This window comes from Ruegeria sp. BF7, from assembly GCF_056538605.1.
Genome location: NZ_JBQFTM010000001.1, coordinates 658335 through 679607 on the forward strand (window position 1 = coordinate 658335; position 21273 = coordinate 679607).

Annotated in this window: 21 protein-coding genes; 5 read left to right on the forward strand and 16 right to left on the reverse strand. The window is 58.5% G+C overall.

Annotated features, from left to right (window positions below; genetic code table 11):
* Positions 1-10 precede the first annotated feature (10 nt).
* A complete protein-coding gene (locus ACR0IK_RS03345) occupies positions 11-298 on the forward strand; it encodes a YciI family protein (protein WP_480590856.1) in 288 nt (95 codons plus the stop codon).
* A 7-nt stretch (positions 299-305) separates the two neighbouring features.
* Positions 306-908 carry a DNA-3-methyladenine glycosylase I gene (locus ACR0IK_RS03350; protein ID WP_480640444.1) on the forward strand — a complete coding sequence of 201 codons (603 nt, stop codon included), beginning with the start codon at positions 306-308 and terminating at the stop codon, positions 906-908.
* A gap of 6 nt (positions 909-914) precedes the next feature.
* Here ACR0IK_RS03350 and ACR0IK_RS03355 read toward each other — a convergent pair whose 3' ends face one another.
* The 4 genes from ACR0IK_RS03355 to ACR0IK_RS03370 form a co-directional block, all read right to left on the reverse strand.
* Complete coding sequence (locus tag ACR0IK_RS03355; RefSeq protein WP_480640445.1) at positions 915-1796, reverse strand: fructose bisphosphate aldolase; 882 nt, start codon at positions 1794-1796, stop codon at positions 915-917.
* 73 nt (positions 1797-1869) lie between these two features.
* Positions 1870-3219, reverse strand: coding sequence for a cytochrome P450 (locus ACR0IK_RS03360; protein ID WP_480640446.1), 1350 nt, complete (start codon positions 3217-3219; stop codon positions 1870-1872).
* Positions 3216-4430 carry a hypothetical protein gene (locus ACR0IK_RS03365; protein ID WP_480640447.1) on the reverse strand — a complete coding sequence of 405 codons (1215 nt, stop codon included), beginning with the start codon at positions 4428-4430 and terminating at the stop codon, positions 3216-3218. The genes ACR0IK_RS03360 and ACR0IK_RS03365 overlap by 4 nt, the downstream gene beginning before the upstream one ends.
* Positions 4431-4493: 63 nt before the next feature.
* A complete protein-coding gene (locus tag ACR0IK_RS03370; protein ID WP_480590846.1) occupies positions 4494-5246 on the reverse strand; it encodes a cytochrome c biogenesis CcdA family protein in 753 nt (250 codons plus the stop codon).
* A gap of 105 nt (positions 5247-5351) precedes the next feature.
* Here ACR0IK_RS03370 and ACR0IK_RS03375 point away from each other — a divergent pair, with 105 nt between their 5' ends.
* Positions 5352-5585 (forward strand): sulfurtransferase TusA family protein, encoded by a 234-nt coding sequence (locus tag ACR0IK_RS03375; RefSeq protein ID WP_480590844.1) that lies wholly within the window; start codon positions 5352-5354, stop codon positions 5583-5585.
* Positions 5586-5710: 125 nt separating this feature from the next.
* Here the strand turns inward: ACR0IK_RS03375 and ACR0IK_RS03380 are convergent, their stop codons facing one another.
* The 9 genes from ACR0IK_RS03380 to purC form a co-directional block, all read right to left on the reverse strand.
* Positions 5711-5890: a hypothetical protein gene (locus ACR0IK_RS03380; RefSeq protein ID WP_480590843.1), complete on the reverse strand. Its 180-nt coding sequence runs from the start codon at positions 5888-5890 to the stop codon at positions 5711-5713.
* Positions 5891-6187: 297 nt separating this feature from the next.
* Positions 6188-9031 (reverse strand): Rne/Rng family ribonuclease, encoded by a 2844-nt coding sequence (locus ACR0IK_RS03385; RefSeq protein ID WP_480640448.1) that lies wholly within the window; start codon positions 9029-9031, stop codon positions 6188-6190.
* 503 nt (positions 9032-9534) lie between these two features.
* Positions 9535-10869 carry a sigma-54-dependent transcriptional regulator gene (locus ACR0IK_RS03390; protein ID WP_480590839.1) on the reverse strand — a complete coding sequence of 445 codons (1335 nt, stop codon included), beginning with the start codon at positions 10867-10869 and terminating at the stop codon, positions 9535-9537.
* 13 nt (positions 10870-10882) lie between these two features.
* Positions 10883-12661, reverse strand: a complete 1779-nt coding sequence (locus tag ACR0IK_RS03395; RefSeq protein ID WP_480640449.1) for a sensor histidine kinase — start codon at positions 12659-12661, stop codon at positions 10883-10885.
* Between the two features lie 36 nt (positions 12662-12697).
* Complete coding sequence (gene purQ, locus ACR0IK_RS03400) at positions 12698-13366, reverse strand: phosphoribosylformylglycinamidine synthase subunit PurQ (protein WP_480590835.1); 669 nt, start codon at positions 13364-13366, stop codon at positions 12698-12700.
* 11 nt (positions 13367-13377) lie between these two features.
* Complete coding sequence (locus ACR0IK_RS03405; protein ID WP_480640450.1) at positions 13378-14421, reverse strand: zinc-dependent alcohol dehydrogenase family protein; 1044 nt, start codon at positions 14419-14421, stop codon at positions 13378-13380.
* A 4-nt stretch (positions 14422-14425) separates the two neighbouring features.
* Entirely contained in the window at positions 14426-14656 is a 231-nt protein-coding gene (purS, locus tag ACR0IK_RS03410) for a phosphoribosylformylglycinamidine synthase subunit PurS (protein ID WP_109311572.1), read from the reverse strand.
* 116 nt (positions 14657-14772) lie between these two features.
* Complete coding sequence (locus tag ACR0IK_RS03415; RefSeq protein ID WP_480590832.1) at positions 14773-15435, reverse strand: MarC family protein; 663 nt, start codon at positions 15433-15435, stop codon at positions 14773-14775.
* A gap of 131 nt (positions 15436-15566) precedes the next feature.
* Positions 15567-16322: a phosphoribosylaminoimidazolesuccinocarboxamide synthase gene (purC, locus tag ACR0IK_RS03420; RefSeq protein WP_475209549.1), complete on the reverse strand. Its 756-nt coding sequence runs from the start codon at positions 16320-16322 to the stop codon at positions 15567-15569.
* Positions 16323-16509: 187 nt separating this feature from the next.
* Here purC and ACR0IK_RS03425 point away from each other — a divergent pair, with 187 nt between their 5' ends.
* Both ACR0IK_RS03425 and bmt read left to right on the forward strand, forming a co-directional pair.
* Positions 16510-16827 (forward strand): DUF1476 domain-containing protein, encoded by a 318-nt coding sequence (locus tag ACR0IK_RS03425; protein WP_480590830.1) that lies wholly within the window; start codon positions 16510-16512, stop codon positions 16825-16827.
* Between the two features lie 123 nt (positions 16828-16950).
* Positions 16951-17964, forward strand: coding sequence for a betaine--homocysteine S-methyltransferase (bmt, locus tag ACR0IK_RS03430; protein ID WP_480590828.1), 1014 nt, complete (start codon positions 16951-16953; stop codon positions 17962-17964).
* Between the two features lie 3 nt (positions 17965-17967).
* On the opposite strand, the gene ACR0IK_RS03435 is transcribed toward bmt, so the two are convergent.
* The 3 genes from ACR0IK_RS03435 to ACR0IK_RS03445 all read right to left on the reverse strand — a co-directional run bounded on the left by ACR0IK_RS03435 (position 17968) and on the right by ACR0IK_RS03445 (position 21247).
* Positions 17968-18744 carry an enoyl-CoA hydratase-related protein gene (locus ACR0IK_RS03435; RefSeq protein WP_480590827.1) on the reverse strand — a complete coding sequence of 259 codons (777 nt, stop codon included), beginning with the start codon at positions 18742-18744 and terminating at the stop codon, positions 17968-17970.
* A gap of 74 nt (positions 18745-18818) precedes the next feature.
* Positions 18819-19286, reverse strand: coding sequence for a cytochrome c-type biogenesis protein (locus ACR0IK_RS03440; protein WP_480640451.1), 468 nt, complete (start codon positions 19284-19286; stop codon positions 18819-18821).
* A complete protein-coding gene (locus ACR0IK_RS03445) occupies positions 19283-21247 on the reverse strand; it encodes a heme lyase CcmF/NrfE family subunit (RefSeq protein ID WP_480640452.1) in 1965 nt (654 codons plus the stop codon). The genes ACR0IK_RS03440 and ACR0IK_RS03445 overlap by 4 nt, the downstream gene beginning before the upstream one ends.
* Positions 21248-21273: the final 26 nt, after the last annotated feature.

A 21273-nucleotide genomic window follows, 5' to 3' on the forward strand; every position in this document is an offset into this window, starting at 1 on the left:
AGGGCTTCTCATGTATATAATATTATTGCGTTTTTCCGAGAACAAAAATCTTGCCCCTGAATATATGGATGGACACCGCGCCTGGCTGAAGCAGGGATTCGACACGGGTATGTTCCTGCTCGCAGGGAGTTTGAAACCTGGCATAGGTGGTGGCGTTTTGGCCGTTGGGAACAGTCAAGATGAGGTTTCCAATTTCGTCAATCAGGATCCTTTTGTTGTTGCCAATGTGGTGACGGCCGAAATTCTTGAGATGGAACCGGCCCGCGCAGACAACCGCCTGAACTTTCTTTTGAACTGAGGTTTCCATGTCCAAAATCGTTTCCGGTCCGGATGGGCAACCGCGCTGCGCGTGGTGTCAGGCAGCCCCCGAGTTCTTTCAATACCACGACACTGAATGGGGCTACCCGGTAGCAGATGATCGACGCCTGTTCGAAAAACTGTGTCTGGAGAGCTTTCAATCGGGCCTCAGCTGGCGCACGATCCTGGCAAAACGCGAAAACTTTCGCAAAGCGTTTAATCAATTTGATTTCTATGCTGTAGCTGCGTTTGGTGAAGCTGATGTTGAACGCCTGTTACAGGACGCGGGCATCATTCGACATCGCGGAAAAATCGAGGCTGTCATCAATAACGCGCGCCGCGCGCAAAAGCTTGTAGCGACGGAAGGATCGCTTGCCGCTTATGTCTGGCGATACGAGGCAGGCAACCCGCCCGATCCACAAACCGCATCGACCTCGGCGGAATCAATCGCGATGTCGAAGGATTTGAAGAAACGCGGTTGGAAGTTTGTCGGGCCGACAACGGTATTTGCCTTCATGCAGGCCATGGGGTTGGTGAACGACCACGCCATTGGGTGTTCCATGCGTGAAAAAGCGGCGCAGATGCGCCGCGAATTCACTAAACCGGAATAGCGCCTCTTAGATCGAGGCGCGGAAGATTTTGTCGATGTTGCCGCCCAGTGCCGCATTGAACTCGGCGTCTGATTGCTGTTTTGACAGGCCTTCGGTCAGCGCACGCGAGAAGGATGCAATCATCTTGCCGTTCTGATTCAGCAGATCGCAGGCTTGCTCGGTCGAATAACCACCAGACAAGGCTACAACGCGGACAACGCGTGGGTGGTCCGCTACTTCGTCAAACAAGTCAGCTTTGGTGGGCAGCGTCAGCTTCAGCATGATGTCCTGCCCCTCGTCCAATTGATCGAGATTCTTCAGGATTTCGGTCTTCAGAATATCCTCGGCCTCGGCCTTGGTGGCCGAGTTGATGTTTACTTCGGGTTCGACGATCGGAACCATGCCCGCGGCAACAACCTCGCGCGCGACATCGAATTGCTGTGCAACCACAGCTGCGATGCCTTCCGCGTTGGCCTCATGGATCACCGACCGTTCTTTGGTGCCAAACACGCCTTCCGCTTTGGCCAGCGTTTCCGCCAGCCCAGGGATAGGTTTCATCATCTGAACACCGTTGGCTTGATCTTCCAGACCTTTGTCGATTTTCAGGAACGGTACGATACCTTTTTGCGACCACAGGTAATCAGCAACTTTGCGGCCATCGATTTCCTCGCCCAGGGTGCGTTCAAACAGGATCGCACCGATCACTTTGTCCTTGGTAAAGTCGTCAGCCAGAATGATGCGAGCGCGCATTTTCTGGATTTCACCGAACATCTCTTCGTCTGAGTTATACTCGGTAGCCTCTACCCCATAAAGCGCCAGCGCTTTGGGTGTCGAGCCGCCACTTTGATCCAGGGCTGCAATGAAACCCGCGCCGTTGGACATCTGCTCGCGCTGTTCTGCTTTGGACATAAGACTTTCCCGTTCAATAATGATTCCGCGTTTTTCCATCGCATACAGCAAGGCGCAAGGCGATGGTAGTTTGTTAGCGCTCAACCACGCGCAACCATATCCCTTCCTTCGACCGCACCGTCAGATGTGCCTCCGGAATGGGAATGCGCCCTTCTACCAACTCGAACCGGAAGTGCCGTAGCAGCATCGACAATAACAGAGGCCCCTCGACCATGGCGAACCCGGCGCCGGTACAAACACGGGGCCCTGCAGAAAACGGAATGAATGCCTGCCGCTGACAGGTCTTGCCGTTTTCGGTGCTCCAACGGGTCGGATCAAACTCGTCAGGACGGTCCCAAAGGCGTTCCTGCCGGTGTAGGTGCCATGGACTTACGACAATCTGCGATCCACGGGCCACATCCCTACCCCGGAACTGTTCCGGACAGGTCGCTTCGCGCACCATCATCGGTACGGGTGGGTAAAGGCGCAGCGCTTCGCGAAACACATCCCGGCTAAGCCGCAGCTTGGACACGGTGCCAAAATCGGGATCATCCAAAACCTGCGCCTCAGCGCTCAGCTTTTCCTGCCAGTCGGGGTAAAGCGCCATCAGGTACATGGTCCAGGCCAACGCCGATGCGCTGGTTTCGTGCCCTGCCAGAAAAAAGATGGCAACCTGATCGACCATTTCTTGGGTGTCAAAGCACTGCCCGGTTTCGGGATCGGGCGTGGTCATGATCTTGGTGGCAAGATCGTCGGGTGCCTCCCCCTCGGCGATCAGCCTGGCTCGTTCTGCCGTCAGACCCGTGATCAACGCGCGAATAGCCTTGGCATTCCGCCGCGTATTCCGTGCGTGCAAGCGCGGCACCCAACGCGGCAAGGGAACAAACGCCGCCAGATTCAACAAGGGTTGCTGCCGCTGATAGGCCCGAAACTTCTCGAACACTTGCGCGGCCACCTCATGTTCGATCGGAACCGAGAACAAGGTTCGGAAAATCACATCCGCCGCAGCGTGGCTGGTGAGTTCCTCGCATTCGATCATCTGCCCCGCCTGCCCTCGCAACCGTGCAACGCACGCTTCGGCGGCCTGCAGCATGGCCGGAAAGGTATCCTTCAACCGACCACCCTCAAAGGCCGGGTCGATGATCCGTCGCTGCCGTTTCCACGTCTCTCCATTGGTCAGAAAGACCGAGTCACCCAGCAGCGGCCGCAACCCCTCGCTGATACGACCGGATTTGGGAAAATCATCGGGACGTTTCCTGAGAACCGTATCCACAAGCTCGGGCTGGTTGATCATGTAGGACCGGAAGAACGGCGTGCGAAATTCGGCCATCCACGCGCGATAGAGCCGCTGTGGCTGCGCCGACAGCAAATCCTTGCGGAACAGTTTCAGGTACCGCCATAGCGAAACCTTGTCCGGGCGGGGTGTTGGCTTTGGCGGCTTCATATACGTACCGACCTGTATTTCGAGACTGATTGTTCGATGCGCGATTTCGACGGAACGCGGCCATCAAACCTCTGTCCCAAAGTCAAAGGACCTGCAGTAATGCGGAAATAGTCGTACTCTTTGGGGCGATCGAACGCGCAAAGATACTGGAAATGCAGCCGGAAAAAGCGCCAGCGCAGCTCTTGCCAGCGTTCCGGCGACAAGGTTTGCGTAAAGGCGGCTGAAAGAACCAAAGGCCAACGTTTCTGGTCGGTTGCAACACCGCTGACACCCACCGGATCACAGAGGGCAAACGCGCAGCCGTCGCCCGGCGCAGACACGTCGACCCAGGTGATGCCTGGTTGTTCGGACAGGAATTGCAGATCAGTGCGCAGGTCTTCGGCTTCGGGCAGAAACGAAACCATGGGCACCACTTGCCCCAATGTGAGGAAGGACAATGCCGGCCCAGTATCAAACATCCCGCCTTCGCGGATCAGATCGGCCAGAACCATCACCCCAAGATGCGCGCCCGAGGAATGACCGACAACCAGAACCTCATCCACATCCGCCTCAAGTGCGTTCTGAATATGTGCGCCAAACCCGCCCAAGCGGGCCTTCAGTTCGGCTGGAACCGCCCCTTTCTGCGCTGCCGAATAGGCGTAGTCATGCATCAGGTAATAGGCAAACAGGCGGTTGTCGATTTTTCGGAACCATTGCAGCAAGGCATATGCCGCCGCAACTGCTGGCACCAAGGCCAGCCACCCCGCAATGGCCCATAGTAGTGCGGTCATTGCCCAGAGTACGAGAAACGCCAAAGCCAACTGCACAATCAGCATCCCAACGGGATAAAGCGCGGCGATCACCGGCCCCTTCCGCAGCCGCATAAGGCGCCACAATGTACCTGATCCGATATAAGTCCATGCTGTGCGCAAGAGCTGCACATAGGTCGCAGGGATCGAGTTTGACATGCTCTCGCGCACGATATCCGACCAGACCAGAACGTCGATATCCGCCTCGATGTCCGCGCCGTCCTGATGTGATCGGACATGCCAACCGTATGGTTCTTCACCGGACTTTGGAGAAATCGAAATCTCATAACCGGAAATCTCGGCCTGAGCCCGACTTTCCTTGCGGTACAGCTCACGATATCGGCGTGGGTGAATCGGATCATAGCCGGGGATGTAAAACACCCGACGCCTGCATACCCGAGGCTGATTTGTGTGACCGCTCATGCCCTTACCTTCTGCGGCGCAGGTTAGCGCAGCCTTACCGCCAAGGTAAGCCGGATCAGTACATCACCCGAAATTGGCCAGCGCCGGGAAGGTCTCCAGCAGCCACCAGCTGAATTCGGTGAACAGGCCGGTGATCAGCATAATGCCGACGAACAAAAGCAAACCACCCATGACCTTCTCGATCGTACCCATATGGGGCTTGATCCGGTTCATCACCGACATCGACCGGTTCAGGAACATGGCCGCCAGCAGGAACGGAATCCCCAGCCCTGCGGCATAAACACCCAGCAGCAGAGTTCCCCGCGCGACCGAGGCCTCTGACGCCGCCAGCGACAGGATTGCGCCGAGCTGAGGCCCGATGCACGGAGTCCAGCCAAATGCAAAGGCCAGACCCAGAATATAGGCACCAAAGACCGAGCCACCTGAGTCGCCCGCGTCGATCCGCGCCTCGCGATCCAGGAAGGGAATGCGGAACACGTTCAGGAAATGCAGGCCAAAGATGATCACGACCGCGCCGGACAACTTGGCAAACAGAACCTGATTCTGCAGCACAAACGCCCCAAAGGCCGAAGCCGTGAACCCAAGCAGCAGGAACACTGTCGAAAGGCCCAGCACAAAGAACAACGCGGACAGCGTCGCCTTGCGCCGCGCCGCTGCCTCATCCTGCATCTCGTTGATCGTCACGCCGCTCATATACGCCAGATAGGGCGGCACGATGGGCAACACGCAGGGCGACAGAAAGCTGATCAGCCCACCCAGCATCGCGATGAACATGGCAGGCAGCAAGCCCGCGTCGATGATATCAATTCCGAACATGGATCAGCACATAGGGTATCAAACCGGCCACGTCACGGGGCCATTCGGTCACATCCCCGTGCATGGGCGCTGGACAGTCCGGCAAAGTGGAAATATCTGACCCTCATGTCAAATCCCACCGAAACGCTGGACGCGCTGGGTCTTTTGTGTCCCTTGCCCGTCCTGAAAGCCAGAAAACGCCTTAAATCCATGCCCTCAGGGGCTGTTTTGCGCATTATGGCGGACGATCCGGCCGCCATCATCGACGTTCCGCATTTCTGCGCCGAAAGCGGGCACCAGTTGTTGTCGCAAGAGGACGTGGACGGGCATCAGGTGTATCTCATTCAAAAAGCCGGCTGAGGCAAAAGTTCAGGGGAGCCTCACGTTCCGAAACTTCGGCCCACCGATTAGATTGGAATCTTTTCCTGCAGGAATTCGACCTAGTTCTTTGCATCTTCCTTCCATTTTGACGCGAACTTGTCGTTTCAAACTTTCGCGTATTTCGTCAGGAATACAAAGTCGGCTTGAGTGACGATCTCTCCCTTCCGATCCCCAATTGGAATTTTGAATTCCACATCGTCGGTGTACGCCGATTGCCGTGCAGGGTTTTCAGCTTCCCCATAGACCTCATCCAGCAACGACATCTGGAAGTCCTCGCGCGCCATGCGTGCCTCCATAGCGCATTGGCGGGAAGCCGAAGAAGTCTGAGCGTTCTCAAGCTCATCCTCGAGTTTATTCCGCTCATGAAACAGTTTATTGAAGTGAGCGTAAGCATCCTTGAGGCTCCGCTGGTTCTGCTTGACCTTTTGCGTTGTGTGACCCTGCAATTACGCCATTACACGCTCGCTACTTTACTAATTCGAAATCTCCTGCAACCCACAGAACAATAAAAAGAAAACGCGTCGACGTAAGCCAACGCGTTCTCGAAGATTATTGCGTGGGTAACCCCACTGACGGCTTTCTTACTGCCCCAAAGACCACCAGCCGCGCCGTTTCGGTTTGGCCGGTTCGCCGGGCTGTTCGGGCTCTTCCGCGACAACTTCAAGCACGGGTTCGGGGGTCTCCTCGACCACTTCTTCCACTTCCACCGCGGTTTCGATCTCTAACGTTTCCACAGCTTCAGAAACGGTTTCAGACACCTCTTCCGTTGTTGGTTCGCTTGTCTCCTGAGGTTCAGGTTCCGAGGCTTCTTCCGCAGCCGGCTCCGCCGCAGCCTCAACCGGTTCGGGTTCTTCGCTCACCTGTTCCGCTTCGGGTTCAGTCACCGGCTCGCCTTCGGGCGCGACGGCTTCCTCTGCAGCCTCAACTTCGGCCTCTGCTGGGCTTTCTTCGACCGCTTCCACAGGTTCCGCGTCCTTCTTCTTGCGGCGCGGAGCCCGGCGACGTTTGGGTTTTTCCGGCTTCTCTTCCTGAACGGCCTCTTCCGCCTCGGGTTCGGACGCGGATTCATCCGCCGCCTCAGCTGAGGCCTCTTCCTCAATCCCGGTGTCGGTCTCGGAGCCTTCTCCGCCAGCATTGCTCTTCTTGCGGCGACGACGGCGACGCTTGCGTTTGGGCTTGGATTCTTCCTCAGCCTGAACGGTTTCTTCGACGACAGCCTCTTCTTCGTCCGCGTCCACCAAATCCATCAACGAGGCGTCCACCGACACAACCGGCGCACTGGCCTCGGGCACAACACGGCTGGCGGTCTTGAACTTCTCCATCGAGAAATCGGGGCTGACGAGGTGCACATCACCTTCGACCCGGACCGAAAGTCCATAGCGCGCTTCGATCTGCGCGATATGCTCGCGCTTCTGGTTCATCAGGAAGTTGGCAATGCTGACCGGGCAGCGCACCAGAACTTCGCGCGAGCGGCGGCGGGTGCCCTCTTCTTCGATCTGTCGCAGGATCGACAGTGCCATATTGTCATCCGAACGGATCAGACCGGTACCATGACAGGCCGGGCAAGGCTGCGTGGTCGCTTCAAGCATACCTGGACGCAGGCGCTGACGGCTCATCTCCATCAAGCCAAAGCCGGAAATCCGGCCGACCTGAATTCGCGCGCGGTCGGTCTTGAGCTTATCCTTCAAACGCTTTTCGACGGCTGCGTTGTTCTTGCGCTCGTCCATATCGATGAAATCGATCACGATCAGACCGGCCAAGTCACGCAGACGCAATTGGCGGGCTACCTCTTCAGCGGCCTCAAGGTTGGTCTTGAGCGCGGTTTCCTCGATCGAGCCTTCTTTCGTCGCCCGACCCGAGTTCACGTCGATCGCCACCAGCGCCTCAGTGACGCCGATCACGATGTAGCCGCCGGATTTAAGCTGCACCGTCGGGTTGAACATACCGGTCAGGTAGCTCTCAACCTGATAGCGCGCGAACAGAGGCAGCGCGTCCTCATACCGTCTCACGTTCTTGGCGTGGGACGGCATGATCATCTTCATGAAGTCCTTGGCGATACGGTAACCGCCTTCGCCCTCGACCAGAACCTCGTCAATCTCGCGATTATACAGGTCGCGGATCGAGCGTTTGATCAGGTCGCCCTCTTCATAAATCTTGGCGGGCGCAATGGATTTCAGCGTCAGTTCGCGGATCTGCTCCCACATGCGCTGCAGGTATTCATAATCGCGCTTGATCTCGGATTTGGTGCGCTTGGCACCGGCTGTTCTAATGATCAGGCCTGCACCGCTTGGAACGTCGATTTCCGAGGCGATTTCCTTCAGCTTCTTACGATCCGGCGCATTGGTGATCTTGCGGCTGATCCCGCCCCCGCGTGCGGTGTTGGGCATCAGAACGCAGTAGCGACCAGCCAGCGACAGATAAGTGGTCAGCGCTGCACCTTTGTTGCCGCGCTCCTCCTTGACGACCTGCACCAGCAGAACCTGACGCACCTTGATGACTTCCTGAATCTTGTAGCGGCGCGGACGCGGCTTGCGCGGCGGGCGAATGTCCTCGATGTCATCCTCATCGGCCACCGACTCGATGCTGTCATCCTTGGCGGTCGCGTCCGGGCGAGACTCTACTTCCGCCTCGTCGTCGTCAGCCTCAGTTTTGCTTTCGTCCGCTGCGACTTCGTCAGCCGCTGCTTCCTCGGCAACGTCCACATCATCTGCGGCACTCTCGGCATCAGCGTCGGCAGATGCCCCAACCACTTCACCTTGAGACTCTTCGGCTTCCGCAGACGCTTCTTCCGACGTGCCAGTCACGTCTTCCTCAGCCTCGGCAGAGGGTTCTTCCGCAACCTCAACTTCCGCAGCAGGAGCTTCGGCTTCTTCCGACACCTCCGCTTCATCAACAGGCTCTTCAACCGGCGTCTCAGCGACATGGTCCATCGGAGAGGTGCCTTCGGGAACCGTCAGATCAGCGCCCTCTTCACCTTCATCCAGGTCGATTGTTTCCATGCCCGACGGTTCGGAGGAAACTTCAATTGTTTCGACCGGATCGTCGGATTTCACGTCCGCCGCCTTGGTGCGCGACCGCGAGCGGCGCTTCTTGGGCTTGCTCTCTTCGGCTTCATCCCGCGCCTTCATCGCCTCGGCATAGGCGCGCTCTTCTTCCATGAGCGCTTCGCGGTCGGCGACAGGGATCTGGTAGTAATCCGGGTGAATTTCCGAGAACGCGAGGAAACCGTGCCGGTTCCCGCCATAATCAACAAAAGCCGCCTGCAGCGACGGTTCGACCCGTGTTACTTTTGCAAGATAGATGTTGCCGGCAAGCTGGCGTTTGTTTTCGGATTCAAAGTCAAACTCCTCAACCTTGTTTCCGTCGACCACCACAACGCGAGTTTCCTCCGCGTGGGTGGCATCGATAAGCATTTTCTTAGCCATGTGTCCTTGGTGCACCGCGCCAAACGCGTTGTCCTGGCCCGTCCGGGAGGACAGGCGCTTTTGGGGTGGTGTCTTGTCAGGGCGATATCGGACGGCGCGCGGCAGGGTTTGGCGCTGTGGCCCCCTGCCCGTATATTCGTTCGTTGCGCGCGCGTCATCGCGGTTCTTCTCCGACAGGCGCGGTTTGCCGCGACCTGCCCATTTATTCCTTTTGCCCGAAAAAACGGGCTCAGGCGTTCATCTGCCCCAATCTGGGGCACAATCGGTCTGCTTTGCCTCGTGGGATTGTCACCATCCGCGGCAAAGTAGCGAAACTCAAAGATTCGGGGCTTAGGGGCACAAAAAGGCCCGGCCCGTTCGGACACAATAAAAGCAGTCCTGTGGAAAAGACAATGGGCAAACTGCATCAGAGGTCCTGAACACTGCTCAGGATCTCTTTATCTGGTAAAATATTTTCCCGGGGGAGCGCCAGAAGGGCGGCGGGGGCAGAGCCCCCTGCCTGATCACAGATAATCCGAACGCTGCAGACCGTATTTAGCCATCTTTTCGTTCAGCGTTCGCCGCGGCAAACACAGTTCATCCATCACCGAGGCAATCGAGCCCTTGTGACGGCGCATCGTGTTATCAATCAGCATCCGCTCGAACGCTTCGACATATTCCTTGAGCGGTTTGCCCTCGGTCGTCATCACCGGCTGCATTTCCTCGTGATCCGACATCAGCAGCGACGCAATCGTGCCCGAGCCGCGGCGCGACTGTAGCACGGCGCGTTCTGCGATGTTGATCAACTGGCGTACATTGCCCGGCCACGGGGCCTGCAACAGTTGCGCAGCTTCCTGAGCACTGACCTGAGGCGCATCACATCCGTATTCCTCGGCAAACTGCTCGCTGAGACGGGTGAACAGCGTCAGGATATCCTCGCCCCGCTGGCGCAGGGGCGGCATGGTGATCCGCAGCGCGGCCAGGCGATAGAACAGGTCCGGGCGTAGTACGTCTTCGCTGGTCTTTCCGGCCTCTTGCAGGTTGGAAATCGCAACGATCCGCGTTTCCGCCGGCGTGCCCTGATCATTCATGACACTCAGCAAGCGGGCCTGAAGCGTGTCACTCAGCGCCTCGACATCCTCCAGAACCAGCGTCCCCCCGCGCGCCTCTTCAATGGCGGGCAACTGCGTATCCTCGGGCATCATCGGGCCAAAGAGGCGTTTCGACAGAACGTCTTCCTCAAGCGCCGCGCAGGACACCAGAACGAATTTCTTGCCTGCCCGGCTGCCGACCGCGTGGAGCGCGTGCGCGACCAGCGTTTTACCGGTGCCCGTTTCACCATCAATCAGGACATGACCGTCCGCTTGCCCCAGGTCCAGGATATCCTCGCGCAGACGCTCCATCACCGGGCTGGCGCCGATCAGCTTGTTCATTATCTGCGTGCCACCTGACAGCTCGCGCCGCAGTGCCCGGTTGTCCAGTGTCAGACGGCGGGCATTGCTGGCGCGCTTGGCCAGTTCGGACATCCGATCCGGGTTAAATGGCTTTTCAAGGAAATCGAACGCGCCCACGCGCATCGCCTCAACCGCCATGGGCACGTCACCGTGACCGGTGATCATGATGACCGGCAACGTACTGTCGGCGCCCATAAGCTTTTTCAGGAGCTGAATGCCGTCCATGCCGGGCATTTTGATATCCGAGATCACGATACCCGGATAATCCGGCCCCAACACTTTCAGCGCGTCCTCGGCGCTGGAAAAGGTCTCGGTGTCATATCCCGACAGTGCCAGCCACTGGCTGATCGACTGGCGCATGTCCTGTTCGTCATCCACAATGGCGATTTTCATGGCCTGTGCCATAGTAATTCCTTTGTTATTCAGCGGCCTCGAGGCCGTCGCTTCCCAGTATCGGCAGCTGCATCTCAAACACCGCGCCACCGTGCTGGCTGTTGCGGGCGGTCAACCGCCCCCCATGGTCGTTTACGATACCCGAAGATATGGCAAGTCCCAAACCGACCCCGTCTCCGGGCTGCTTAGTTGTATAAAACGGCTCGAACAGGTTCTCGATGTCCTCGATACCATAGCCGTTGTCACGGACTGTCAGCACCGCCATATCGCCTGCTGCCAGAATGATTTCCACATCCGGCTCTGATACAGATTTGGTGGCGTCAAGCGCATTGCGCAAGAGGTTCACCATCACCTGTTCAATCCGCATCCTGTCCCCCATCACAATGACAGGTTCCTCGGGCAAAATCTGTGTGATCTTCACATGCCGCTGACGCAGTTGCGGTTCCATCATCGACAGGGACGAGGCCAGCGCTTCGCCAAGATTTACGGGCGAAAACGCATCCGCTCCCTTACGCGCGTAGGATTTAAGTTGCCGGGTGATCGCGCCCATCCGCTCGATCAAACCGTCGATGCGGCCAAAGCTGGCCAATGCCTCTTCGGGTCGGTTTCGGCGCAGCAGCAAACGCGCGCCGGCCAGATAGGTTTTCATTGCAGCCAGCGGTTGATTCAACTCGTGACTGACGGCGGCTGACATCTCGCCCAACGCGGCCAGTTTCGAGCTTTGTGCCAGCGTCTGCTCGGCAACTTCCAGCGTCTTTTCAACCCTTTCGCGCTCAGCGATTTCCCGCTGCAGCCTTGCATTCAATGCGCGAAGCTCTGCCGACTCGCGCTGGAACAAGGCCATCCGTAGCGTTGCCCTTCGGCTGAGTGCGTAGAAGGCCAGTGCCAACAGAATCGCAAAGCCCATGATCTCAAGCGCGAGAACGCTGTTTACCTTTTCACGGATCGAAGCGTAGGTCGTGAAGGACGTCATCTGCCAGCCACGGAACGGTATGCGTGTTTCCATCCGCATCACAGCCTCGCCCTGCAGATAGGCATCGGGCGGTAGAGCAGTCCAATCCGCCGTGGCGCGGATCGCGCGTTGAATTGCACCTTCCGGAGGTTGCCGCAACATGGCTGAGTTTTCGTCCAGCCCGCGCCACTGTGGTTCGGTCGACAGGATGATCGCCCCGGTGCTGTCGGTGACCATCACAGCATCGGAAATACCGGCCCACGCAAGCTCGAACTTGTGCAGATCGACCTCGACAACAATCACGCCAAGGTTATCGGCATTGGCATCGATCCGGCGCGAGTAGACAAAACTGTAGCCGCCGGATTCCTTCGGAATAACGGTAAAGATCGTGGCGTTAGAACGTACCGCATCAATAAAATAGGGCGAACTGCGGTGCGCTTCACCCAAACGGTTGCGATCGGTGGACGCGACCAGCCGCCCGTCCCCATCCAACAGCATCAGGGACGCTGCCCCGATCTCTTCGACAAATGAGATCAGGCGTTGTGTAGACAGCGAAAAGTCACCGGATTGCAGCGCCGAGATCAACGCCGGATCACGCGACAGCAGTTGCGGTACAATCGCGTTTCTGCGCAGTTCGCTCAGCAGGTTACCGGAATACAGCGCAAGGCGCACCTCGGCCCGGTTGCGAGTTGACTCAGTGAATCTGTCCGTCAGCAGACGGTTCGTGATCCATATCGTCGCGAAGGCAGCGACCAACAAGGCGATCACAGCAAACCGCAGGCGCCAACCAAGGGGCGCGCCGCGGAACGGTTTTGTCAGGTTGGACCAGCCGGAACGAAGATCGGAGCTCATCCCGGAAAATTACGCGGGGTTCGGCACAACCTCAAGTCACGCAGGCGCGAGGACACCCGACAATGCGCGGAACAATGCCGTACCGTCGGTGCCACCATGCCCATCATCCGCTGCACGTTCCGGATGCGGCATCATACCGAGAACCCTGCGATTTTCGGACAGGATGCCGGCAATGTCCCCGACCGAGCCGTTCGGATTCTCGGTATAGGTGAATGCGATCCGGTCCTGATCCCGAAGCGCAGACAATGTCGCGTCATCGGCAAAATAGTTTCCGTCATGGTGCGCAATCGGAATTCCGATCACGTCACCCGCATTGTAGCCTTGAGTAAAGGCGCTGTCGCTGGTTTCCACCTTCAGGCCCACGGTCTTGCAGATGTATTTCAAGCCTGCGTTGCGCAACAGCGCGCCGGGCAGAATGCCGGTTTCGGTCAGAATCTGGAACCCGTTGCACACCCCCACGGCGTAACCGCCCCGGTTGGTGTGATCGACCACGGCCTTACAGATCGGTGATTGCGCGGCGATTGCACCACAGCGCAGGTAGTCGCCATATGAAAACCCGCCGGGCACGCCCACGATGTCGACGCCCTCGGGCAGCGCGGCATCCTTGTGCCAGACCATATCGACCTGAAATCCAGCCTGCTCAAAGGCCACTGCAAGGTCCCGATCACAGTTCGAACCGGGGAAAACGATGACGGCTGCGCGCATTGCGGACCCTCCTAACAGACAAAATCGGTGACCACGGCAACACCTGGCGGCGCTGGGTGGTCAAAGGCGGCAAGCTCGTCACTTACCTGGTTCAGAGTTATTTTTCGCGTTACCAGCGGGCCGAGATCAACACTGCCCCCTGAAATCAGTGACAACAGCGACGGATAGCGCCAGCTTGGCATCCCGCGTGTTCCATATACGGCCAACTGGCCTGAATACAGCACGTCCATCGGGAGGGACATGTCCGAGTGCTGCCCTGTTGGCATCCCGATCTGTACCATCCGACCCAGTTTGCGCAAGGATTTCACCGCCGCGACGGTGGTGGTTTCGACCCCCAGCGCCTCGATCGCCACATGTGCCCCGCCGCCGGTGATTTCTTTCACTGCTTCAGGTGCATTGCTGGTGGCCGCATTGACCACCGCGTCAGCACCAAGGCTTTGGGCATAGGTCAGCTTGTCGTCGGCGATATCGACTACAACGACACGGGCCCCCAGCGCCTTGCCCAGCAACAGCGTGGACAGACCGACGCCACCGCCGCCAAAGATGGCCAGCCATTCGCCGCCCTGTATCTGCGCCCGACCGACCAATGCCTGCCATGCGGTTGTTACCCGGCAACCCAGGGCAGCCGCAATTTCGGGTGGCAGCGTGTCCGGCAAGGCCGTCAGGTTGGCGTCAGCATGCGCGACAGCGATGTACTCGGCAAAGGCGCCATCACAGGTGAAACCGGGCACGACCTGATCTGCACAGATCGTCTGATGACCTTGCGCACAATCGGGACAATGACCGCAGGCCAGAATGAACGGCGCGATCACCCGATCCCCGGCTTTCCACAGAGACACACGCGCCCCAACCGCGACAACCTCGCCGCAATACTCATGCCCGAGTGTCATCGGCAAGACCACATCCGGGTCAGACCCCGACCACGCGTGCCAATCCGACCGGCAAACGCCGCAGGCCAAAACCCGGACGACAACGCCGTCCTCGGCCGGTTCGGGGTCGGGAATGGTTGTCAGCTCCAGTGGCTGACGATAGGTGATCAGACGGGCGGCCCGCATCTAGTCAGACCAGTTCGATCTCGTAGCGCTCGATGACGGTATTGGCCAACAGCTTTTCGCACATCTCGGTGATGTCCGCCTCGGTCGCGCCTTCAGCCAGTTCCAGGTCGATCACCTTGCCCTGACGCACCCCTTCGACCTGATCAAAGCCCATGGCGCCCAAAGCGTGCCGCACGGCCTCGCCCTGCGGGTCGAGGACCCCGTTCTTCAGCATCACATGCACCCGTGCTTTCATTCCTGCAACTCCAGCTGAGGGCCGTGGTTCCGGGCCCGTTCCGTTGCGCGGGGGATAGCGTGCGAAGCGGCGTTCGACAACCCTTGTCCGCATACAGTTTGACGCAGGCGAGCCGATCAGCTTCCGCCGATCAGTCCCGGGTACCGCGCATCTATGGCGTTGAATGTGCCGGTCAGCACCATTTCAACGGCCACAGCGACAAGGATAATAGCCATGACGCGGGTAATCACATTGATCATGGTCGGCCCGAAAAACCGGGAAATCGGGTCCGCGAACAGCAATCCCAGCCCCACAATGGCGCAGGCAATCAACACTGCGGACCCCAAGGTGACAATCTCGGCCCCGTCGGACAGCGTGTGGGCAAAGACAATTGTGGTCGCGATAGTGCCCGGACCGATGGTCAGAGGTATCGCCAGCGGAACAACGGCGATATTGCTTTTCTTCTTGGCCCCCTCTTCCACCGCCTGCTGATCGCCCTGTGGCCGGTCAGAGGCATTCAGCATCGACATGCCGACCCCCAGAATGATCAATCCACCGGCGATACGGAACGATGGAATATCGATGCCAAAGATGGCCAGAACCTCTTCGCCCACCAGTACGGCGATCAGGGCGACAATCACAACAGTGCCCGTTACGATCAGCGCCACTCGTTTGCGTTCCGAGGCCGAGTAGCCCTCGGTCATGCTTAGGAATATCGGGATGCCGTAAAGCGGGTTGAAGATCGCCAGCAGCGCCGCGAGGAATTTGAGAAAAACAGCCTGATCAAACAATTCGGCCATATCGGGACCACCCTGGTTGCACCTGCCCGACAATGCGAAGGACCGGACGCGCTGTCAAACCACTAGAGCAAAAGAAAAAAGCGCCGTCGGTGCAGACAGCGCTTTCAGCATTTTTTGGACCGAAATACTGCTCAGTTGATAAGCGTCGGTTTCGTCACGTTGCTTTTGGGCAAAACACCCAGACGGCGCGCAACCTCGGAATAGGCATCGGTCAGGCTGCCCAAATCGCGGCGGAACACGTCCTTGTCTAGTTTCTGGCCGGTCTCGATATCCCACAGGCGGCAACTGTCGGGGCTGATCTCATCCGCGATGATCAGTCGTTGGTAGTCGCCGTCATAGACACGGCCGATCTCGATCTTGAAATCAACCAGACGGATGCCCACGGCCAGCATTATGCCGCTCATGAAGTCATTCACCCTCAACGCGAGGCTCAGGATGTCCTCCATGTCCTGCTGGCTGGCCCAGCCAAAAGCGGCGATGTGTTCTTCGGTAACCAGAGGATCACCCAGCGCATCGTCCTTGTAGCAGTATTCCACGATCGGACGCGGCAGTTGCGTGCCCTCTGCGATGCCCAGACGTTTCGACATCGAACCGGCAGCATAGTTGCGCACGATCACTTCCAGAGGCACGATTTCACAGCTGCGCACCAGTTGTTCGCGCATGTTCAGACGGCGGATAAAATGGGTCGGCACGCCGATCTGAGCCAGCCCGTTCATGAAGAATTCACTCAGGCGGTTGTTCAGTACGCCCTTGCCGTCGATCACGTCTTTTTTCTCGGCGTTGAACGCGGTGGCGTCATCCTTGAAATACTGTACAATAGTGCCCGGTTCGGGACCTTCGTACAGAATCTTGGCCTTACCTTCATAGATTTTCTTGCGACGCGCCATAAGCGACCTTTCCACTCAGAACAGAGGGAATGAGTCCCCTCACGTTGGCGTTCTCATAGTGCAAGCCCCCCTTTCCCGCAAGTTTACTGACCCGAGGGGCTTTGACGCAGCGCAAATACCTTGCGAACAGCCGCACGTATAGTCATATCATCAGGAAAGAAGTTGTTATCCAAGAGGTCCCCAACCAATGACCACGTTTGACGAACGCGAATACGCCTTTGAAGCAAAGTTTGCGCATGACGAGGAAATGCAGTTCAAGGCACAGGCCCGCTGCAACAAGCTGCTTGGCCTTTGGGCTGCAGAGAAACTCGGCAAATCCGGCCAAGAGGCTGAAGACTACGCAAAAACCGTCGTCACAGCCGATCTGGAAGAAGCCGGGCACGAAGACGTTGTGCGCAAAGTCTCGGGCGATCTGGGTTCGCTTTCCTCGGATGACGAAATCCGCGCCAAGATGGCCGAGCTTCTTCCCGAAGCCAAAGCCCAGGTTCTCAGCGAAACGGACTAAGGCTTGTTTGACCACCTCATGATCTTCATGAGATTTATGAATTTGATTTGACGTCCCGGTCATGAGACACGGGGCGTCTCTAATAATTGTCAGGCCGATTGCGCCTTTTTTTGGAATATCCCAATGACAAATGCACTGAGCAAGCTTCTCGAAATCAAAGATGCCATTCTGGCAGACGGCGCAACAGGTACGAACCTTTTCAACATGGGTCTGCAGTCCGGTGATGCGCCCGAGCTGTGGAACGTGGACGCCCCGGACAAGATTCGCGCGTTGTATCAGGGCTCGGTCGATGCGGGCAGCGATCTGTTCCTGACCAACACATTCGGTGGCACATCGGCACGCTTGAAACTGCATGATGCGCAGAACCGTGTGGCCGAATTGAACCGCATTGGCGCGGAACTCGGCCGCGAGGTCGCCGACAAAGCCGGACGTCCTGTCGTGGTGGCTGGCTCAGTCGGTCCGACCGGTGAGATCATGGAACCTGTCGGCAGCCTTTCCCACGCCGCAGCAGTCGAGATGTTCCACGAACAGGCAGAGGCACTCAAGGTTGGCGGTGCGGATGTCCTGTGGCTGGAAACCATCAGCGCCCCGGAGGAGTTCCGCGCGGCTGCCGAGGCCTTTGCCCTGGCCGACATGCCCTGGTGCGGCACCATGAGCTTTGATACCGCCGGGCGTACCATGATGGGCGTCACCTCGGCTGAACTGGCGCAGTTGGTCGAAACCCTGCCCAATCCACCGGTTGCTTTCGGAGCCAATTGCGGCACCGGCGCCTCGGACATTCTGCGCACGGTGCTGGGCTTTGCTGCACAAGGAACCGAGCGTCCCGTGATCTCGAAAGGCAATGCCGGTATCCCGAAATATGTCGATGGCCACATCCACTATGACGGCACGCCCGAACTGATGGGTGATTACGCGGCAATGGCCCGGGATGCCGGGGCCACGATCATAGGCGGTTGCTGCGGCACCATGCCCGACCATCTGCACAAAATGCGCGAAGCACTGGACACGCGCCCGCGCGGCTCGCGCCCGACACTGGATCAGATCACCGATGCCCTGGGGCCGTTCTCCTCTGCATCGGATGGCACTGGCGACGATGGCGCACCGGAGCGTCGTACACGCCGTCGCCGCCGTGCCTGAGCTTCAGCGCCCTTCGAATTTCGGGGGGCGTTTTTCCATGAAGGCCACGACGCCTTCGGCGAAATCGCGGCTGCGGCCACAATCACCCTGCAGATGCGCCTCGATCGCCAGTTGCTGCGGCAGTGTTTTCTCATATGTCCCGCGGATCGCCTTTTTGATCGCTTCGAATCCGGCCGTGGGACCTTTGGCCAGATAAGCTGCGCGCTTGCGCCAATGGGCGTCGAACACATCGTCGGGCACGGCTTCCCAGATCAGGCCCCAGTCATCCGCTTGCCGCGCGCTGATCTTGTCGGCAAACAAGGCGGCCCCCATGGCTTTGGCAAACCCCATCTGACGCGGCATGAACCACGTACCACCTGCGTCGGGCAACAGGCCAATCCGGGCAAACGCCTGTAGGAAATAGGCGCTTTCGGTTGCAATCACCACATCTGCACTCAGCGCAAGGTTTGCCCCCGCCCCGGCGGCCGGGCCGTTGACGGCGGCGATGGTGGGAACCGGACTGTCATAGATCGTCTCCAGCATCGGCTCATATTCATCGCGCAGCGTCCGTTCCAGATCGATCTTGCCTGTGCTGGACGCGTCGCCAAGATCCTGCCCCGAACAAAAGGCACCGCCGGATCCGGTCAGAACAATCGCCCGCGCGTGGCGGGCGGCGTGCTTCATCGCGTGCGTGACCTCAGCCCGCATCTGCGCTGTCATCGCGTTCATCTTGTCGGGACGGTTCAGGGTCACAACCGCCAAATCGTCCGTGATGTCCAACAGGATCGTTTCGTATTCCATGAACCCCTCACCAAAATTCCGTTCTTTTCGAAACCCTGACTGAAATACAGGGGAAGGAAAAGTGGAACCCTGGGTCAGTCTTCAAGAATTTGGCGCAAACGCTCTTTTTCGGCTTCTGTCAGCTTGTCTTTATCACCGCTGGTTTGAACCTGAGCCCGCTTGCGCAGGAAGCTCCAGCCCATCGCGGCGGCAATCAGCAACATGACCGGACCGGCCAGCCACAGCATTAAGTTCGAGCCCGATGTGGTCGGTTTCAGCAACACATACTCGCCGTAACGATCCACGATGAAGGCTATTGCCTCTTCATCCGTGTCCCCCGCCACAAGACGTTCCCGCAGAAGTATCCTTAAATCGCGTGCCAGTTCGGCATTGCTTTCATCGATGCTTTCGTTGCGGCAGACCAGACAACGCAGCCCGGTGCTGAGGTCCCGCGCCCGTTGTTCCAGCGCCGGATCGTCCAGAACTTCGTCGGGCTGGACAGCAAACAGAGGCGACGCAATCAGCGTCAGGATCAGGATCAGGATCAGGATCAGACGTTTCATTCCGCAGGTACTCCGCCCGCTGGCGTCTTGCGCGCACCGGCTGCTACACGGAACCGACGGTCCGACAGGCTGAGCAACCCGCCCAGGGACATCAGGATACAGCCGCCCCAGATCCAGTTCGCCAGCGGTTTGATATAGGTCCGCATGACCCAGCCGCCATCGGCCTGCTGATCACCGATAACCACATAGAGATCGCCGAGGAACCGATAGTCTATCGCCGCTTCGGTTGTAGGCATCCGAGCGACCGGATAGTCTCGTTTTTCAGGATGAAGCGTGCCCATAGGCCGCCCGTTCTTTTCAACCACAACGTCAGCCATGGTCGAGAAATAGTTCGGCCCCTGTACACGCCGGACATCATTGAGCATCAGGGTGAACTGCCCGACCTCGAACGGCTGACCGGGTTGGGCAACGCGGATGTCTTCGACCTCCCACGCAGTCAGGCCAGCAATGGCGAAAATGGTCACACCCAGACCGGTATGCGCCACAGCCTTGCCCCAGTCTGCGCCCGGCAGACGGAACAGGCGCTTGAGGCTGCGTTGTCGCCCAGTGCGGCTCCACAAGTCAACGGCGGCTCCAAAGGTGATCCATGCGCCCAGGAACAGACCAACCGGCCCCAGCGCACTGCGCCCGGTCTGCATCGCCCAGACCAGCAAGGCCAGAGCCAGTGCCAGCAGGAAGGCATAGCGCAGGGAAAAAGCAGTTTTGCCAAGTTTGCCGCGTTTCCACGGAAGCATCGCGCCCACCGGCAGAGCAATGCCCAATGCGACCATGAACGGCGTGAAGGCCGAATTGAAGAACGGCGCTCCAACCGAGAGTTTGCGATCGAACGCCATCTCGGCCACCATCGGCCACATCGTCCCGACAAACACGACGAAACAGCTGACGGCCAACAGGATATTGTTCAGAATCAGCGCGCTTTCGCGGCTGACCATACCAAAGACACCCTTGGCCTCCATCGCCTGCGCACGCGCGGCAAACAGGGTCAGAGACCCGCCGATGAAGATCACAAGAATGAACAGGATGAACACGCCGCGTTCGGGGTCATTGGCGAAAGCGTGGACCGAGGTCAACAGCCCCGATCGCACAATGAACGTACCGATCAGCGAGAAACCAAAGGCTATGATCGCAAGCAGAATGGTCCAGCTTTTCAGAGCCTCGCGCTTTTCCACCACAATGGCCGAGTGCAGCAGTGCAGCAGCCAGCAGCCACGGCATGAACGAGGCGTTCTCGACCGGGTCCCAAAACCAGAACCCGCCCCAACCAAGCTCGTAATATGCCCACCAGGATCCCAACGCGATGCCGATGGTCAGAAAAACCCACGCGGCCAGCGTCCAGGGGCGCACCCAGCGTCCCCATGCGGCGTCGACGCGCCCCTCGATAAGGGCGGCGACGGCAAAGCTGAAGGCCATGCTCAGGCCCACGTAGCCCAGGTACAGGAACGGCGGATGAAAGGCCAAACCGGGGTCCTGCAACAGTGGGTTCAGATCGCGCCCGTCAAATGGCGCCACGATCAGCCTGTCGAACGGGTTCGACGTGAACAGGATGAAGGCAAAGAACGCTACAGCAATCGCGGACTGAACCGCCAGAACCCGCGCTTTCAGTGTGGGTGGCAGGCCGCCCCCGAAGAACGCGGCCATGGCGCCGAACAACGACACGATCAGAACCCACAACAGCATCGAGCCTTCGTGGTTCCCCCATGTGCCACTGATCTTGTACAGCATCGGTTTAGCTGAATGGCTGTTTTCAACCACCACCCGCAGCGAGAAATCCGACGTCACAAACGCCCAGACCAGTGCCCAGAACGAGAACCCAACCAGCAGGAACTGCAAGATGGCCGCAGGTTCGGCAAAGGACATCCATCCGGGCCACCGTTTGGCGGCACCAATCAGCGGAACCACTGACTGCACGATGGCAACTAGAAAAGCGAGGATCAGGGCAAAGTGGCCAAGTTCTGTAATCATGGCCCCGGATATAATCCCGTTACCGG